Origin of the sequence: Paenibacillus sinopodophylli, assembly GCF_005930355.1 — a bacterium.
Classification (GTDB): domain Bacteria; phylum Bacillota; class Bacilli; order Paenibacillales; family Paenibacillaceae; genus Pristimantibacillus; species Pristimantibacillus sinopodophylli.
The window spans coordinates 326351-344514 of sequence record NZ_VDBO01000002.1 but is presented as its reverse complement, the minus strand read 5'-3'; the positions used below and the strand labels follow the sequence as shown (position 1 = coordinate 344514).

Here is an 18164-nt window from a genome sequence, read left to right as displayed (position 1 = left end):
TCATATACTTTCCTATACGTTGCAAAAACGCGCGAAAGGAGGTCAAAGCCAGGTAGCGCCTGTCTTTGACCTCTCGCTCGCTACACTTTATTTATTGTCGTCAACCACTTCATAATCAGCATCCACTACATTATCTTTTCCTTTTGCAGAACCAGCTTCCGGCTCAGCGCCTTCGCCTGCTTGTGCAGCCTGCTCATATAGCTTAACAGAAAGCTGTTGTACGATTTCAGTCAACTCTTCAGCTGCTTTGTTGATTTGCTCAAGATCGTCAGTTGCAAGCGCTGCTGTAAGCGTCTCTTTCGCAGCATTAGCTTTGTCGATTTCACCAGCATCTACTTTGTCGCCAAGATCTTTAATCGTTTTATCAACGGAGTAGATCAATTGGTCAGCGTTGTTTTTCGCTTCTACTAGGTCACGGCGCTTACGGTCTTCTTCCGCATTCAGCTCAGCGTCTTTCATCATTTGATTGATTTCATCTTCGCTCAGACCGCTTGAAGAAGTGATCGTAATTTTTTGGCTCTTGCCTGTTCCTTTATCAAGCGCCGAAACGTTAACGATACCGTTCGCATCGATATCGAAGGTAACTTCGATTTGCGGTACACCGCGCGGTGCAAGAGGAATATCATTCAATGTGAAGCGGCCAAGCGTCTTGTTGCCGGCTGCCATCGAGCGCTCACCTTGCAGAACATGAATTTCCACGCCCGGCTGGTTATCCGCATATGTGGAATATACTTGGGATTTGCTTGTAGGAATCGTTGTGTTGCGGTCGATCATTTTGGTGAATACGCCGCCTGCAGTTTCGATACCAAGGGACAATGGCGTTACGTCAAGAAGAACAACGTCCTTCACATCGCCTGTTAGAACGCCGGCTTGAACAGCTGCGCCAAGTGCAACAACCTCATCCGGGTTAACGCCTTTGTGCGGATCTTTGCCGATCAATTTTTTAACCGCTTCTTGCACGGCTGGAATACGAGTCGAACCGCCGACAAGTACAACTTTATCGATGTCGCTAGCTGACATGCCAGCATCGCTAAGCGCTTGACGAGTAGGTCCAAGCGTACGCTCTACAAGAGTAGCTGCAAGCTCCTCGAACTTCGCACGAGTTAGGCTAAGCTCCAAATGCTGAGGAACGCCGTCAACCATTGTAATGAACGGAAGTGAAATTGCAGAAGTCAATACGCCGGAAAGCTCTTTCTTCGCTTTCTCCGCAGCATCCTTCAAACGTTGCACAGCCGCTTTATCTTTGGAGAGGTCAATGCCTTGATCTTTCTTGAATTCAGCAACAAGGTGATCGATAACCACTTGGTCGAAATCGTCGCCGCCTAGTTTGTTGTCACCGCTTGTAGCTTTAACTTCGAAAAAGCCGTCGCCCAATTCAAGGATCGATACGTCGAATGTACCGCCGCCAAGGTCATAGACCAGGATCGTTTGATCTTCTGTTTTCTCAAGGCCGTATGCAAGTGCAGCAGCCGTTGGCTCATTGACGATACGCAATACTTCAAGACCCGCAATTTTACCTGCATCTTTTGTTGCTTGGCGCTGGCTGTCATTGAAGTAAGCTGGAACGGTAATTACCGCTTGTGTTACCGTTTGACCTAAGTATGCTTCCGCATCAGCTTTCAATTTTTGCAAAATAATTGCAGAAATTTCTTGCGGCGTGAAATCTTTATCATCGATCTTTTCTTTGTGGTTCGTACCGATATGGCGTTTAATCGAGCTAATTGTACGGTCAGGGTTCGTAATTGCTTGACGTTTTGCCGTTTCACCGACAACGCGCTCGCCATCTTTTTTGAAACCTACTACGGAAGGGGTTGTACGGTTGCCCTCCGGGTTAGGAATAACGACTGCCTCGCCGCCTTCCATTACTGCTACGCAAGAGTTTGTTGTACCAAGGTCAATACCGATTACTTTACTCATAGCTATAGTTCCTCCTACATCCAATTGTATTTTGATAAATCATATAATAATCGTTAATCTTTATACCCGCTTAGCTGCTTACTTTAACCATTGCAGGACGAAGCACTTTATCTTTCAGAATATAGCCCTTCTGCACTTCTTCAACAACGATGCCTTCTTCATGCTCGTCAGATTCGACCTGCATAATAGCTTGGTGGAACTCTGGGTTGAAAGGTTCACCGACAACATTCATCGCTTTCAAGCCTTCCTGCTCCAGCGTCTGCTCCAATTGGCGGAATATCATATCCACGCCCTTCGCCAGTGACTCGAAATCACCATTGACGGAAGCAGCAGCAACTGCGCGTTGAAAATTATCTACAACCGGCAGCAGCTGACCGATTAATTTCATCGATGCGTACTGTCCGAGTTCTTCTTTTTCCTTCAAAGTCCGGCGGCGGAAATTATCAAAGTCCGCTTGCGCGCGCAAGAAACGCTGCTGGTTTTCTTCAGCCTGCTTTACGAGCTCGGAATAGCGCGAGTCTCCTTCGAGAATCTCGACCTCCGCTTCCTCGATTACCTGCTCTGATTGCTCAGCAGATATCGTTTCTTCAGCAGCTTCTGCCGCTTCATTATGTTGCTCTTTCGTACTCATGCAATCACCTCCTTAAAAGTTACGAAGTAAACTTGGCATCATAAGCATCGGCATAAAATCTATTTATACCAGCGGCCAAGAAGCACCGCCATGTCTTTGGAAATAATATCCAACAAGCTAATGACTTTGCCGTATTCCATTCGCGTAGGTCCTAGAATGCCGATCGTTCCCAGCGATTGACCATCAATAGCATAGGTTGCTGTAATTAAGCTGCAATCACTAATTGCCTTATGGTCATTTTCTGTCCCGATACGTACTTGTATACCTGATGGAAGACCGGTAAACATTTTCATAATGGCTGGTGTCTCATCAAGCAAATCCAAAATGGTTTTTACTTTGTCTACATCCTTGAATTCCGGCTGGGATAACATATTCGTTGTCCCGCCAAGGAAGATCCGATGCTCATCCTCGTTTTGGAGCGCATGATCCAGCACCTGCAGCAGCTGCTCATAATGATCAACATGCCGCTCAAGCTCTTGCCCAACTTCGGTGTAAAGCTTCGACCTAAGACGGATAAGCGGAACGCCTACCAGCTTCGTGTTAAGAATGTTCACGACCTTCTCCATATCATCCATCTTCAGACCTTCTGGAATCGAAATCGTTCGGTTCTCAACATGCCCCGTATTCGTTACAATAATCGCTACTGCTGAGGTTTGATCCAGCGGCACAAGCCCAAAGTGCTTGAGCGATGTACTGAACATCTCCGGTCCGAGCAGAATAGACGTATAATTGGTCAAATTCGACAAAATCATTGCAGTTTGCTGAATGACCTGCTCCATTTGGTTCATTTTGTCCGTTACGAACGAGCGAACCACGCCAATATCGTTCTCATCCACTTCGCTAAGCTTTACTAAATGGTCCACATAATAACGGTAGCCCTTAGTCGATGGAACACGCCCTGCTGACGTGTGCGGCTGCTCAAGAAAACCAAGCTCCTCCAGATCCGCCATTTCATTGCGAATCGTAGCTGGACTGAATCCAACATCCCCCCGCTTCGAAATACTGCGCGAGCCAACTGGTTCCGCCGAGCGAATATAATCATCTACAATGGCGTGCAATATCATCCGTTGTCGATCCGTCAGCATCCGAATTCCCCCTACATAATTGTCATTTCCGTTATTTCGGCTTCCCATCGTTAGCACTCAATAGTATCGAGTGCTAATCATTACTACAAAAATACCAAACCAGCTTGTCGATTGTCAAGTCGGTTTGGCATTTTTGTAAGCCCAATTTGGTTAAACCTTATGAACTCTGCCTGCTTCGTCTACTGCAAACTTCTCTTTCCGTACGCGTGTGTCGCCTTGGTACAGCTCTACGATGCGGTTCGGGGCCGCTGAGTCATCTATAATCACTTTCCAGCCGTTAGTGTTTAACAACGCAAATACCTCGTCGAATCCCATTGCCTTAAAACCGTAAAAACCACTGAAGCCTGCCCATTTCTTTAGCAGCACCGTAGTCACATGCTGTAGCTTTTCTTCTACTGTTGCAATCTGATCTTTCTTTTCACTCATCGTTATTTCTCCTCTGTATCACAATAAACATCTATATTGACTATATACCAAAACGCATCATATTACTATTTAGCCTATCATTTTCAATACGGCAATCTCATCGCACGCAAGCTGCTTAGGGCAATTCACGCAATCTTTCCACACCTTCTCCGGGAAGATTTCCTTCTCGACAACCGTAAATCCATTTTTCTCAAAAAAAGAAACGGCGTAGGTCAACGCCATAATTTTGGGGATTTGCTGTTCCTTCGCCTGCTCAATCAGCGCATCAACAAGCTTGCTGCCAATGCCGACACCCTTATACCCCTCCGACATGCCCAGCGAACGAATCTCTACGAGATCCTTGCCAAGTCTCGTTAAGGAGCCGCAGCCCACGACCTCTTCTCCAATTTCCGCTACAACGAATGTATCTATCATATATTCGAGCGCTTCCCGAGTGCGAGGCAGCATAATGCCTTTCTCGGCATAACCTTTAATAAGCTGAAACAAGGTTTCAATATCTTCCGTAGTCGCTTTTCTGCATACAACCTGTACTGCCTGCATTTGTGCCTTCGCCTCCACCCGGTGCAAGTTCAAAATCAATATGAATAAATATACAATACAACGCATTTTTTCTCAAGAGGTTTTTATCCCGTAAAACCAATAAACGCTCCAAAGACTTCATTGCCGAGCAGAACGCCTTTATCAGTCAATCGGTAGATGACATCATCCTCTGATTTCTCTGCTTCCAGTAGCCCATCATTCATCAGCTTATGAATAACAACGCCAAATTTATCCTCCAGCGTTTGTCCATTAAATTGCTTGGAGAAGCGCGAAGCAGGCACCCCCTCCAGCAAACGCAAGCCAACCATCATCAAATCCTCCATCGCTTCTGCTTCCGGCACCTCGAATTGCTCAAGGCGTGGCAGCTTCGTTGAAGCCGCGTCGATGTATGGCGTAATTCCTTTGATGTTTACGTGACGAATCCGATTCGCATAACCGTGAGCACCTGCTCCAAGGCCGTAATAAGGCTCATTGCGCCAATAGGTAGAGTTATGGCGACTCTCGTAGCCCGGCTTAGCGAAATTGCTGATCTCATAATGGGCATAGCCGTTGCTATTGAGCAAATCCATTAACAAAATAAACATGTTGAACTCCTCCTCTTCAGGAGGCAATGGAAGCTCATTGCGTTCATACAGCTTATGGAACAATGTATTTTCTTCTACCTTAAGGCTGTAGATGGAATAGTGGGGAAGCTCCAGCTCCATTGCACGGTTCACACTGTCTCTCAGCAGTTCGACCGTCTGGCCAGGCAAGCCGAACATCAAATCGATCGACAGATTAGTGAAACCGACTTTGCGCGCATTTTCTATGCTGCGGTAGACATCATCCACGTTGTGGATCCGTCCAATGCGCTCAAGCAACCCGTTATCGAAAGATTGCACGCCGAAGCTGATGCGGTTCACTCCACCTTCCTTCATAGCCGCAAGCTTGTCGATATCCGTAGTACCCGGGTTGGCTTCCATGGTGAATTCTGCATTCGGAGCCAGCGGAAAGTGTTTATGCACCGATTTCAGAAAACGCTCCATTTGGGGAGGTGTAAGTACGGTAGGCGTCCCTCCTCCAACAAACACCGTATCGATTTCTTCGGGCGGCCACTCTGCTACCGTGCGCTCCATCTCCATCTCCAATGCATCAAGGTACTGATCAACGGGCTGCCCCTTCAACACATAGGATGTGAAATCACAGTAATGGCATTTATTCGTGCAGAAAGGAATGTGTATATATAAAGCACGAGGTGCTTGCATAATCGTCATCTTTTTTTCTCCTTCGAGCGCGAACCGTTCATGCTGCGACTACTCTTGTAGTGGATATCGCTCGCGCTTCGCATTGAAATAATGAAACTGTAAGGAATGGAATAGAAAAAAGGGAGAGCTGCGCCCTCCCTCATCCTCGTACGTCTTAATCCTCGCCGATTTTGAGCACCGCCATGAACGCTTCCTGCGGCACTTCTACACTACCTACTTGCTTCATCCGCTTCTTGCCTTCCTTCTGCTTCTCAAGAAGCTTCCGTTTACGGCTAATATCGCCGCCGTAACATTTGGCAAGAACGTTTTTACGCATAGCTTTAACCGTTTCACGCGAAATAACTTTATTGCCGATAGAGGCCTGAATCGGAACCTCGAACATTTGACGCGGTATAAGCTCTTTCAGCTTCTCGCAAATGACCTTGCCGCGTTGATATGCACGATCACGGTGAACGATAACGGATAAAGCATCAACCTGCTCATTGTTAAGCATAATGTCCATTTTGACAAGATTGGATCTGCGGTAACCGCTAATCTCGTAGTCGAATGAAGCATAGCCCTTCGTGCTTGATTTCAATTGATCGAAGAAATCATATACAATCTCGGATAATGGGACGTTGTATGTGAGCGTGACGCGATTCGTATCCAAATACTCCATGTTTACGAATTCACCGCGCTTGTTCTGACAAAGCTCCATGATTGCTCCCACATATTCATTAGGCACGATAATGCCCGCTTTGACAAACGGCTCTTCCACGTAATCAAGCTTTCCAGCTTCCGGATAATTTGATGGGTTATCAATCTCCATCGTTTCACCGTTGGTCAGCGTAATCTTGTAGATAACGCTTGGCGCTGTCGTAATGAGCGGAATATTAAATTCACGTTCGATCCGTTCTTGAATAATTTCCATGTGAAGAAGGCCAAGGAATCCGCAGCGATAGCCGAAGCCTAGCGCTGTCGAGGATTCCGGCTCGTATCTAAGCGAGGCGTCGTTCAGCTCCAGCTTCTCAAGCGCATCACGCAAATCGTTATAATCTTGTGTTTCAATCGGATACAGTCCGCAGAATACCATCGGGTTAATCTGACGGTAGCCCGGCAAACGCTCCGGTGCAGGACGCTTCGCTTCGGTAACGGTATCACCAACCCGCGTGTCCTTCACATTCTTGATTCCTGCAACGATAAATCCTACATCGCCGACCGCAAGTTCTTTCACGATCGACATGCGCGGCATGAAAGCACCTACCTCGATAACCTCGAATTCAGCGCCAGTTGCCATAAAGCGAATTTTGGAACCCGCCTTGATACTTCCGTCCATAACCCTAACATAGACGATAACGCCCTTATACGGGTCATAGTGAGAGTCGAAAATAAGAGCTTTTAGCGGCTGATCCGGATCACCCACTGGCGAAGGCATCTTCGCCACAACCTGCTCCAATATTTCTTTGATACCAATGCCCGCTTTCGCCGAAGCTAGCACGGCATCGCTTGCATCAAGGCCGATGACGTCCTCGATTTCCTGCTTAACGCGTTCTGGCTCAGCGCTAGGCAAATCGATCTTGTTAATAACCGGAACAATCTCCAGATTGTTATCCAAAGCCAAGTATACGTTGGCAAGCGTCTGGGCTTCGATCCCTTGTGCCGCGTCTACAACAAGCAATGCCCCTTCACATGCTGCAAGACTCCGAGAAACCTCGTATGTAAAGTCGACATGTCCAGGCGTATCAATCAAGTTAAGAATATACTCGATGCCGTCGTCTGCCGTATAAGCAAGGCGTACAGCCTGCAGCTTAATGGTAATGCCGCGTTCCCGCTCCAAATCCATTTGGTCAAGCACTTGCTCTTGCATCTCGCGTGATGACAATGCGCCGGTAAATTCCAAGATCCGGTCAGCAAGCGTCGATTTACCGTGGTCTATATGTGCGATAATAGAAAAATTCCTAATCCTCTTTTGTCGGTCACGTACGTCAGTCATGCCTAACCCCCACAATTTCCAATAATGCTAATCATTCCTCCTATTATATCAGTTAAGGGGAATACCAGCAATGTTCATTATCATTTCGTCAGCCCGTCGAAGATCGATACGACGAAACGAATCCCTTCGCTTGACATATTTTGTAGCAGCCCCGACGTCGAATCCGCAATGCGGTTCACCGCTGGTCGATCATCCACGACAGGCACCCCAGACAGACGCACGCCGCTGTCTGGCAATTGGCTGTCCTCGAATTCAGAGGTGTATTCTTCACTTCCCATTTCGGCCATCCGTTTAAGCTGCTCAAGCTCCTTCTCCAGCTCGGCAATTTTTGTTTGCTGCACCATTTCAAACGTTTCGACCGGTTTCTCCCGCTCCTGTTGTTGAACGATCTCCGTATAATTACCTGATTCTTCAATTGGGCCATATATGCGCTCAATCCCTTTAGAAGACACATCGATGCCGTACAATATAACAATTGCCAGGGAGCCGCCAAGCAGCGTCCACTTCAACGAATTCCTTCTCATGGGCTTCCTACTCCTCTCTTTCGATCCATATTCTGCAGGCTTTAGCTTGCCTTGCCCTTGCTTACTGCCGATGCCTTCTCGTCTGCCCAATAAATATTCGCAATGACTTCTGCCAGCGCATCTGCGGTTCGATAGGATTCCTCAAGCGTATTATCTACTCCGCCAACTTCAATCAGAACATTATCCTCTGCTAATGACTGATTGTATTCCGCATTGCCGGAGGCTGCCGTTTTCCCCCATATGCCGCGCGATATGCCTGGGTACTTTTTGTCGAGCGCTTCATGAATGCGGGTTGCAAATGCTTCATTCTTCTGCCAATTTGGATTTTTATGTCCAATGATGAAATATACCTGCGCGTAGCTTTTGCCATTAATATCAATAGTCGTGTATTTTCTTTTTTGAGAGTCACGATGAAGATCAAAGAAGAACTTCAAATCCTTACTGCTGGCAATGGCTTCCTTGACCGTTTTCATCGAATATTTGTATGACAATTCCCATCTATAGTTTTGAATCGCTGTCGGATAATCCGTGTCAGAATGCTGAGCGCCTACCCCGTTCGCCTCCAGCTTTTCTGCAAGCCTTTTGCCAACTAACGTAATGTTTTTGGTCGCAGAGTTTGGGTCCTTGGTTTGATCAGTCAGTTCTGGATACCAAGACTCCCGATTGTGAGAGTGATAGATAAACGCTATCTTCGCTTTACCAGTCGTTCCTTTGCCGCCTTCATCGTCCGCAGGTGTAACAGGCTTGTCCGTGGCTGCTGGCTGCTTATCAGGCTCTTGCCCCTCTCCTTGGTCATTACCCTCAGTCGGCTCATCAGCCTGGCCTTCCTCGTGAAGCGGGTCTGATGGGTCATGGCTAATCGGAGCATTATCTTCCGGCCCTATAGCTGTATCCGTCCCTACACCTCTGCGTATGAGAAAAGCATCATTTGCGCTAAGACCAGGCAGCTCACCAGCAAGCAAGCTCATCGGATCCGCAGGATTGATATCCGTCAATGCACGCATAAGCAAGGCGCTTATCTGCTTCGTAGTGAACGATTCTGTTTCGTGACTGCTTTGGAAAGCAGGCATTTCCATTTCTAGCATATCCCCAAAGAACCCACTGGATACAGCCGCAGCGAATCCTTTCATTGAATTAACAGGTGAGGTGGTCGTTTGCTGATGTGCTATCCCCGCAACGCCAAGTAGAACAAAAAACACCATCGAGCAAAAAGAGAGTACCGCGAACGTACGTCCCGTAACGAGCAGTTGTCTCACACGTTTACTTTCTCTGCCTATATCCAGCAGCATGATTTTTCGTTTCATAAGCTGTATGACCTCCGCTTCTTAGCAACAATGGCTTTCGTTACTATTAATCTATGAGCCGCACCTTGTTCATAGAACGGCAAAACATAGAAAAGATTTTAAAGTCATAGAGCTCATAGAGTTGCGCTCATCTACAAAAAAAGGTTATCCCACTGGCTGCTCAGCCAATTGGAATAACCCGTATCAATAACTTTTAATGTGTATACGCAGCTACGTTGCTTGAATCGACAGCCTCATGTAAGGAAGCATTCAATCCGCTGGCAATAATATTCGCTATATCTTCAATGAACTCATCAATTTCTTTGGGCGTGACCAGGAGATCATGACCAAGCGGGCTCAGCACTTCTCTCACAAGCTGCAGCCGCTCGTTCTCCTCCATTTGGTTAACTAACCCAAGAATGTGGTCGGAGTTCGCATTCTGTTTGTTGAAATGGCTGCTCATCATCTCGAGCGTGTTATTGACGATGGTCGAAGCATATACGACAGTGGGCACCCCGATCGCAATGACGGGCACCCCTAATATTTCTTTCGTCAAGCCTTTTCGCTTGTTGCCTATGCCTGATCCCGGATGAATACCCGTATCGGCGATTTGTATCGTCGTATTAACTCGCTCTACTGCCTTGGAAGCGAGCGCATCGATAGCGATGATTAGATCAGGCTTTGTTTTCTCCACTATGCCATGAACAATTTCACTGGACTCAATTCCCGTAATGCCGAGCACGCCAGGCGCAACCGCACTTACAGGACGATAGCCAGGTGCAACTTGATCAGGCATTAGCTCAAAATAGTGCCGAGTGACCATCACGTTCTCCACCACTATTGGTCCAAGCGCATCAGGCGTCACATTCCAGTTTCCCAAGCCTACGATCAGCACGCGTGCGTTTTTGCTAATGGACAGCCTCTCGAGAAAAGCTTCGAAATGCTTCGCGAACTGCGTAGCAACACGATCCTGAAGCCCTGTATCGCCGCTGCGCAGACCCGGCACCTCCAGCGTAACGTAGTGACCCTGCATCTTGCCGATTGCCGCTGAGCCCTGCTCGTTCTGCACATGAAGCTGCGTTATCGTGATGCCATCATCCTCTGTCGTCTCGGATTGAATACCAGGTATCGGCCCCCCGTTCGGTGCCTCTGCCATCTCTTTCGCTTCGAGCGCCAAATCCGTTCTCACATTGTATTTCTGCAGGTCAAGCTCCTTCTCCACTGCTCATTCTCCCTTCAAGCGCATGTTCTAACGAATATTGTTTGCAATTGGCTTATTTTCATACGCAGCAAACGTACCAGGTTGCAGCCGAGGCTTGTTTCAAGGAAGCTGGTGGCGCTATTGCTTTTTGAGCATTGGCATGATAATATATTTTAAGTTGTGTTGTCTAGGTTTATTATGTCTATAAACCTTTGTAAATAGTTTAGGAGGTGAATTCCATGCCAAATATTAAATCCGCGATTAAACGCGTTAAAACAAGTGAAAAGCGTCGTGCTTTGAATGCATCACAAAAATCCGCACTTCGTTCGGCCGTTAAATCTGCTGACCAAGCTATCGCTGGCACTGATGTAGATGCTGCTAAAGCAGCTCTTATCGCTGCAACGAAAAAGTTGGACAAAGCAGCAACTAAAGGCCTGATTCATAAAAATGCGGCTTCCCGCAAAAAATCTCGTCTTGCTAAACGACTTAATGCCCTTTCGGCTCAAGCGTAAGCACGACATCGGACTAAACGACGATGGTTCATCGTCGTTTGGAACATGAAAGCCTCACTGCTCTTTACCGGGCAGTGAGGCTTTTTTATTTGATTAGGATATTATGCGAAGCTTAAAACGGTAGGTACAAGCATTCATGTGCGCTTTTGGGATCAGATTATTGTAGGAGTGCGTTCGAACGGGTGCTGTTAGCGCAAATATGCTCTTACACCAGCCAAGTAACCTTTATTTGTGTGCTGTAAGCGCATGTGTGCTTTAACCATACAAGTTGAACCATAAAAAGCACGGAAAAACGCTAAGCGCCTTTTTCCATGCTAAGTGAAAGCAAATATAATTCTAAACCGAGCGTTTTGTCGATTGCACCCGTCTTCATCTGATAATCCAGCTCCGCAAGCGAAGCAAGCAGCCTGCCTAGTCTTGGCACTTGAAATTTGCGACTCTTCTCTGCTGCCAGCTTGACCGCATACGGATGGAGTCCCAATTGACCTGCCATTTGCTGTGGAGAATACTGGTGCTGCTCCAACTCCTTGATTTGAAGCATGATTCTAAGCTGCCTCGCGATTAATGCTGCAATCTTGATTGGCTCTTCGCGCCTTACAAGCAGCTCTCTGTATAGCCGAATCGCCTTATCTATCCGCAGCTCAGCTATCGCGTCTATAAGCGCAAAAACATCCTCTTCTACCGTTGCAGCAGTCATAAGTGCTGCTGTCTCCACGTCGATTGTACCTCCTGAGCCTGCATGCAAACAAAGCTTATCCACCTCTTGCGACAGCTGCTGCATATTAGCGCCAGCACGCGAGAGAAGCAGGTCTGCAGCGTCTGACGAAAGCGTTCTGCCCTGGTCAGCAGCCCGTTTCATCATCCACTGCTTCAATTGGGCTGCATCCAGCTCAGGAAATGGGATCAAGCTATTACGTTCCTTCAACGTTTTCACGAGCTTGCGGCGCTCGTCCAGCTTCTCTGCATTCACAGAAAAAACGATAACCGACGTCTCTGACGGATATTCCATGTACTGAATCAGCTTCTCGGGCTTGTGCTCCAGCTTGCCGCCTTCCTTGCCTCCGGCACACAGCAGGGTTGCGTCACGAATTAATATAAGCTTACGCTCCACAAAGAAGGGCGAGGTTTCCGCTTCTAGAACAGCCTCTTCAATCGACGTTTCCGCGGTATCGAACTTCACCATGCCCAGTTCGCGTTCATCTGCGGTAAACATAGCTTCTGTTAGTACGTTGATAAATTGCTGCAGACGATAACGATCCTTGCCATACAGCACATAAATCGGCCGAAACCGACCTCCCTTTATTTCCTTTAATGCTTCCTTCGCATCCATGCCCTCACCTCACGGCCCATATGTACTTGTAAACGCCAACAAAGGGATGAGCCGTCTATAGGCTTCATCCCTTTGCCGAACATCTATATAAACATTCGCAGGCAGGTCCATGGTACCGCCCTGCGGATGGTCATACGACGTTATGGCTTCGTCGCAGACACTCACTCTGCTCATACTATACGCATAAGCGGAAGAATGTGTGCGTACTCCTTATAAAAAACAACAAATCATTTGCAGCAATCCTAATTAATACGCTGCTTTCTTCTCCGTAAGCGTCGCAAGGTCAATCTCGTACTTCTCGGTAGCACCATTCTCGACATGCACCTCATAGGTCAATAGACCGCTGTCCTCCGACCAAACCAAATTGATAAGCTCCCCATTTTTGCGAGGTGCCGTGAATACAATGCTCTGGTCAGCCTGCGCTATAATTTCAAGCTTGAAACCTACTGCATGGCCAGCAAATTTCCCATCTGGAGAAATAACTGGGGATATCGTTGTTACAACAATCCCGCCTTCAGCAGCTTCCCCTGCGAATCCATCGGATGACCCTGATGCACCGCCCGCTGCAAGTCCCTTATTGTCTAAGTTGGAGCTTTCCTGATCCAATCCGCTGCTGCCGGAAGATGGCTGCCCATTCTGATCTGTTTCTTCGCTCTGGTCAAGAGATTCTGACTCAGTCATCATCCTCTGGTCACCCAGACCAAGTGCTTCTGTAGTAACTTCTGCCGGTGTACTGCTCTCATCGTCCTTGGATGTCTTGAGTGAAAAGGCCTTGGGCTCTTCCTGCGCCGAGTTGGCAGCCGAGTCATCGGACGAGCTCATCGAAATTTTCATTGAAGCAAAATCAGGTGAAATATCCGGCTTATACGTCACCAGAAACAACCCTGCCACTATCCCTGCTGCAACAACGCCGCTCACAACGCGTATGGACGGCCATCTGCACTCGCGCTTAGCACGGCGTGGAGTAGGCTCAGTCTGTATGACAACAGGCTGCTCCTCCTCTTTATGGCCAAACAATTCCAACCGCTCTAACTGCGGCATAATCGCATCAACCAAACTGTAGCTCGGCGTTACTTTCGGCAAACTGGTAAGCTCGGCGGATAGAAGTTGCAGCCGCTCAAACATAGCTGCACAGTCCGGACACTGTCTCGTATGGCTCATCAAGACTTCAATCTCACTTTCGCTGAGATCGTCGTCTAGCTGTCTTTGCATTAGTTCCATCACCTCTTGACAATTCATCCCCGGACACCACCTTTCTGATAATCATGGAGTAACGTCTGCAGCTGCTGCCTAGCTCTGAACAAATAAGATTTCACCGTATTGAGCGGCAAATCAAGCGAATCTGCAATTTCATTGTAAGAGAAATCCTGCAAGTATCGAAGGACGACTACTGCGCGATGATGCTCAGGAAGCTTATCAATCGCAGCTTGAATGTCTTTGACAGCATAAGCAGACATCACCTCGTCCTCCACGTTCTGTTTTTCGTGGAATACCATGTCGTGCTCATCTATAGAGACGGTCGGTTTATTTCTCCGAAACTTATCAATGCAAATGTTGGTTACAATACGCTGAATCCATGTCTTAAATTGTGCTTTTTCCTCGTACGAGCCTATTTTGGTATAAATGCGTATGAGCGCTTCTTGAGCGGCATCAAGCGCATCCTGTTCATTATTTAATATATAATAGGCTGTCCGATAAACATGCGTTTCAATCTCTCGCAATAGAGTAATTAATGCGTCGCGATCTCCCGACTGAGCGGCTCTTATGAGCTCTGGCTCCACCACGAAGGATCCCCCTCTCTTGCAACCATTCTGACGAACGGGTTGCGGTAAAAGTTGCAGATTAGTTAGAAAAATGACTTTATTTTTTTAAGTAACATTTTCCATTATCATTTATATCCTCGAATGGAATCTATTAGTATCAATTTATGAGTATTGCAGTTCAGCCTTAACGAATGCTCCCCCATTCTGAAACATCCACTTAAACTCCACATTAAAGGATACCAAATTTCTAGTACTCCGTATATAGATAGGCTTGGAATACTGCCATGCGGAATCTAGCACCCTATCGATCCTCAAACATTCCATTCCTATGAAAGAGAAAAACAATATTCATTAATGTATACCTGAATGAGTCGTTTGTGCAACCTCACGAATGTTACCAAAGCTGATTATGTTAGTCGGACACAAATAATCCGGTTTCCGATACATGAAAGCCAACCTCTCCGTCTACATCTGTACGCCAAACCTTTGTCCTCCATTTGGCGAGCTTGGCCAGCACTTCAGGATTGGGATGACCATACGTGTTCGATGCGCCTACTGAAGCGACTGCTCCAATCGGTCTCCAGTAAGATAGCCATTCCTCACTGGTAGAAAATCGGCTGCCATGATGCGCTACTTTTAGGATAGCTGCTGGTGCTTGCTTCTCTTCCAGCGACCCGCTGCTTTGCTCATTCCGAATGATTCCACGCTCCGTTACCGAATTAATATCTCCCGAGAATACAAAGATGGACTGATAGAGCTTAACAGTCATGACCACACTGCTTTCATTCTGCTCCTCTTGATGCTTTATCGACTCATTCGTATTTCCGAGAGCAGGGGGCCATAGTACTTTCAATTTGGTGGCAGCGTCCAATTGATGCTGGATTCCTGCTTGAACCCGGTACATCGGGATATTTAGGGATATGCCAAGCTTCAGCAGCTCTCGCGCATCATCAGCTTCCTTGATCGTGCCGTTCCACCATATGCTCCGCACCGGAATCGACTCCAGAACAGCCTTTAACCCGCGGATATGGTCGCTGTCCAAATGCGAAATGACAAGCAGATCTATTTCTTGTACCCCTCTCTTCATAAGCAGAGGGACCAGCACCTTGCGGCCAACCTCGAACGGATCGCTCCGTTCACGCCACTCCTCACCCGGCTTGCGAAACGAGAGCGTTCCTCCTCCGTCAATCAGCATATGCTTTCCGCTTGGCGTTCTAATATGAATCGCGTCTCCTTGCCCAACATCGATAAAGCTGACTTCACCCCGCGAATTGAACCATTGCGGTTTATAGGCATAGAACAGCAATAGCGACATCAGAAGAAGCAATCCATATAAGCGCATGCTTGATCTTCTGCCCGTATGTAGAACTAATTGATAGGTTGTATCTACCGCCAATGGCATTGTCATTTCTTGGTCTGCTGTATTGTCAGCAGCCTCACCTGCCCTTCGCAGCTCTGAACCTCGCCCAATTAGCCGAAAAGTGATTCCGAGTAGGAAAAGCCATGTCGCCACCCACCACAGCGGCGGCGTAGCCCAAATCGTACGGAGAGCATCTATTCGGGCAAGCCTGTCAACGAATGCAAAGGTCCAATCATTCGCATAATGAGACGCATAAGCAAGCAGCAGCCCTCCTTGCTCCCACGGAATTGCAAGCAAAAGCGCTGCTGCACCGAGTGGCATTACAATAAAGCTAATAAAGGGAACAAGTATAAAGTTGGCAACCACAGACAGCAGATGAAACTGATTGAAGTAATAAATCGAAACGGGGAACGAAACAATCTGGGCAACTACCGTAACGGCAAAGAGGTCGAGCAGCGACTTACCTCTGCGCCACTGCGGAAGTGCTTGGCGTACAGGCTGGACACCGATAATTAAGCCGATGGTGACAATAAATGAAAGCTGAAAGCTTACATTTTCGATAAAGAAGGGGTCGTATACAAGCATAAGTACAGCAGCCGCTGCGAGCAGATGCATACCGTCCTTGAGCTTGCCCATGCGTGCTGCCAGCAAGCCGAGTACCGACATCAGCCCTGCGCGGACCACAGACGGCGATGCACCCGCAAGCAGAACGTACATCGGCACGGCAAGCATAAGCACCAGCAAAATTCGCTCACGGCTTACGCGGGCGAAACGAAGCAGACCACCCATTGCGTACAAAAAAACCGCGACATGGAGTCCGGAGATGGCCAATATATGCGTCAAGCCTAGCCGCGAGAATTGCTGGAATTGCTCAGGGTCGAGATCCTCGCGTATACCGAGGACGAGACCTTTCATGTAGCCGGACTGTGAGGACGGGTACTGCGCATCCATCCGCTCGCCGAGATAGTCGCGAGCGCTGTCGACGCGGCCGAGCATAGCGGCCGCGGTCCATGTGGGGCCCGGCGCCGCTTCGACGGCGGCGGTGCCCTGCACTTTGAGCAGCCAGTGGATTCTCTGGCTGCTGAGGTAGCGGCGGTAGTCGAAGCCGCCGCGATTGGTGGCGACGGCTGGGCGCGTCAGCTCGCCGGCCAAGTGCACCAGGTCGCCGCGCTGCCATGCCGCGGCGGCCAATTGCTCAGGCTGCTCCGCCAGCCTGACATGCACGATCAATCGCTCGCGCACCGCAAGCGCTGCGCCGTCTCCACCTACGCGAATGCGGCTCGCCGCAACGCGGAATATAACGCGGTCGCCGTCGACCTCCACCGCCGACACAATGACCCCTTCCGCTTCCGCCGCATAAGCGGCTCGCGGACCATCCGCCTCGGCGGCGGCAAGCAGGGCCGGCAGTTCGGTCACATTGCGGGCATCTGCCCACAAGCGGTGACCCGCAGCAAGGCCCACTGCAAGCGCGCAGGCTGCCGCGAGCTGCCAGCTCGCCAGCCTGCACAGCACGGCAGCTAGCGCCAGCAGGGCAGCGGCGCCGGCCGCCAGAAGCACGCCGCGGCTGTCCAAACCTGCAGCCGCGGCGCTTCCAGCCACATAACAAATTGCAAACCAAAGCAACGGACGGCGGTTCATTGCAGAGTCCCCCTCTCTATCCTAAATCCTAATCGAACCAAGGTGAAACGGCTGTCTCCATCCTTTACTGGCGCGTTTCATTCCGAGAAATATAGAGAAAGGAAGGCGAAATGATATCCTTTCCTATCATTGCAAAAAAGAGGAACCTCCGACGCATCCAAAGATGCGATCGGAGGTTCCTCCCCCATTCCAATATGATGATGCTGCTAAGAGGTTACGACCATATGCGCTTGAGCAGGTGGCTCGAACTGTTCCAAACACCGGAATATAATGCCCTTCTGCTTCATCAGACGAATCACCTTCTCGCTATCCTTCGGATAGCTTCGGTGATAAACGATTTCGATAACGCCGCTGTTCGCAAGCATGTTAGCGCAAGTCCAGCAAGGCTGATCGGTCACGTAAACCGTTGAGCCTTCGCGGTCGGTTCGGTCAGTGAACAGCAGCAGATTCTGCTCCGCATGAATCGTGCGGATACAACGCTGCTTTTTAAAGAGCTGTTCCTTGCCGTCCACCAGCTTCATCTCAACCTCCTCCGCAATCATGCAGCCCGCCTCAAGACAGTCCTGCACACCCATCGGAGCTCCGTTGTACGCTGTACCAAGCAATTTCTTCCCCTGCACAAGAACAGCTCCGACATGTCTGCGCGGACAACGCGAGCGCGTTGAGACCATATAGGCGATATCCATGAAATACGTATCCCAGTCTTTGCGGGAGGCGTCCTGTGTTTCGGTAGTCATC

The 18164-nt window shown here is 48.6% G+C and carries 16 protein-coding genes; 1 reads left to right on the top strand and 15 read right to left on the bottom strand.

Features of this window, described 5'->3' with window-relative positions:
• Positions 1-87: 87 nt before the first annotated feature.
• From dnaK to gpr, 10 genes are all read right to left on the bottom strand, one after another.
• Positions 88-1917: a molecular chaperone DnaK gene (gene dnaK, locus FGT79_RS13460; protein ID WP_138753319.1), complete on the bottom strand. Its 1830-nt coding sequence runs from the start codon at positions 1915-1917 to the stop codon at positions 88-90.
• A gap of 70 nt (positions 1918-1987) precedes the next feature.
• The gene (gene grpE, locus FGT79_RS13455; protein ID WP_138753318.1) at positions 1988-2548 is read right to left on the bottom strand and encodes a nucleotide exchange factor GrpE; all 561 of its coding nucleotides are present in this window, start codon (positions 2546-2548) and stop codon (positions 1988-1990) included.
• A gap of 59 nt (positions 2549-2607) precedes the next feature.
• Positions 2608-3633 (bottom strand): heat-inducible transcriptional repressor HrcA, encoded by a 1026-nt coding sequence (hrcA, locus tag FGT79_RS13450; RefSeq protein ID WP_138753317.1) that lies wholly within the window; start codon positions 3631-3633, stop codon positions 2608-2610.
• Between the two features lie 150 nt (positions 3634-3783).
• Complete coding sequence (locus tag FGT79_RS13445) at positions 3784-4059, bottom strand: hypothetical protein (protein WP_138753316.1); 276 nt, start codon at positions 4057-4059, stop codon at positions 3784-3786.
• A 69-nt stretch (positions 4060-4128) separates the two neighbouring features.
• A complete protein-coding gene (locus tag FGT79_RS13440) occupies positions 4129-4599 on the bottom strand; it encodes an N-acetyltransferase (protein ID WP_138753315.1) in 471 nt (156 codons plus the stop codon).
• A gap of 83 nt (positions 4600-4682) precedes the next feature.
• Positions 4683-5852 carry a radical SAM family heme chaperone HemW gene (hemW, locus tag FGT79_RS13435; RefSeq protein ID WP_138753314.1) on the bottom strand — a complete coding sequence of 390 codons (1170 nt, stop codon included), beginning with the start codon at positions 5850-5852 and terminating at the stop codon, positions 4683-4685.
• A 145-nt stretch (positions 5853-5997) separates the two neighbouring features.
• Positions 5998-7815 carry a translation elongation factor 4 gene (gene lepA, locus FGT79_RS13430; RefSeq protein ID WP_138753313.1) on the bottom strand — a complete coding sequence of 606 codons (1818 nt, stop codon included), beginning with the start codon at positions 7813-7815 and terminating at the stop codon, positions 5998-6000.
• Positions 7816-7895: 80 nt separating this feature from the next.
• Entirely contained in the window at positions 7896-8339 is a 444-nt protein-coding gene (locus FGT79_RS13425; RefSeq protein ID WP_138753312.1) for a DUF3679 domain-containing protein, read from the bottom strand.
• 41 nt (positions 8340-8380) lie between these two features.
• Positions 8381-9643: a stage II sporulation protein P gene (spoIIP, locus tag FGT79_RS13420; protein WP_138753311.1), complete on the bottom strand. Its 1263-nt coding sequence runs from the start codon at positions 9641-9643 to the stop codon at positions 8381-8383.
• A gap of 193 nt (positions 9644-9836) precedes the next feature.
• Complete coding sequence (gene gpr / locus FGT79_RS13415; protein WP_246096444.1) at positions 9837-10778, bottom strand: GPR endopeptidase; 942 nt, start codon at positions 10776-10778, stop codon at positions 9837-9839.
• Positions 10779-11062: 284 nt separating this feature from the next.
• Between gpr and rpsT the strand changes: the two genes are divergently transcribed.
• A complete protein-coding gene (gene rpsT, locus FGT79_RS13410) occupies positions 11063-11335 on the top strand; it encodes a 30S ribosomal protein S20 (RefSeq protein ID WP_053376847.1) in 273 nt (90 codons plus the stop codon).
• Positions 11336-11630: 295 nt separating this feature from the next.
• On the opposite strand, the gene holA is transcribed toward rpsT, so the two are convergent.
• From holA to FGT79_RS13385, 5 genes are all read right to left on the bottom strand, one after another.
• Positions 11631-12665, bottom strand: a complete 1035-nt coding sequence (holA, locus tag FGT79_RS13405; protein ID WP_138753309.1) for a DNA polymerase III subunit delta — start codon at positions 12663-12665, stop codon at positions 11631-11633.
• 246 nt (positions 12666-12911) lie between these two features.
• Positions 12912-13886, bottom strand: coding sequence for an anti-sigma factor family protein (locus FGT79_RS13400; RefSeq protein WP_281285954.1), 975 nt, complete (start codon positions 13884-13886; stop codon positions 12912-12914).
• A 14-nt stretch (positions 13887-13900) separates the two neighbouring features.
• A complete protein-coding gene (locus FGT79_RS13395) occupies positions 13901-14449 on the bottom strand; it encodes an RNA polymerase sigma factor (RefSeq protein WP_053376850.1) in 549 nt (182 codons plus the stop codon).
• A 391-nt stretch (positions 14450-14840) separates the two neighbouring features.
• A complete protein-coding gene (locus FGT79_RS13390; RefSeq protein WP_138753307.1) occupies positions 14841-17426 on the bottom strand; it encodes a DNA internalization-related competence protein ComEC/Rec2 in 2586 nt (861 codons plus the stop codon).
• Between the two features lie 206 nt (positions 17427-17632).
• The gene (locus FGT79_RS13385; RefSeq protein WP_138753306.1) at positions 17633-18163 is read right to left on the bottom strand and encodes a deoxycytidylate deaminase; all 531 of its coding nucleotides are present in this window, start codon (positions 18161-18163) and stop codon (positions 17633-17635) included.
• Position 18164 lies beyond the last annotated feature (1 nt).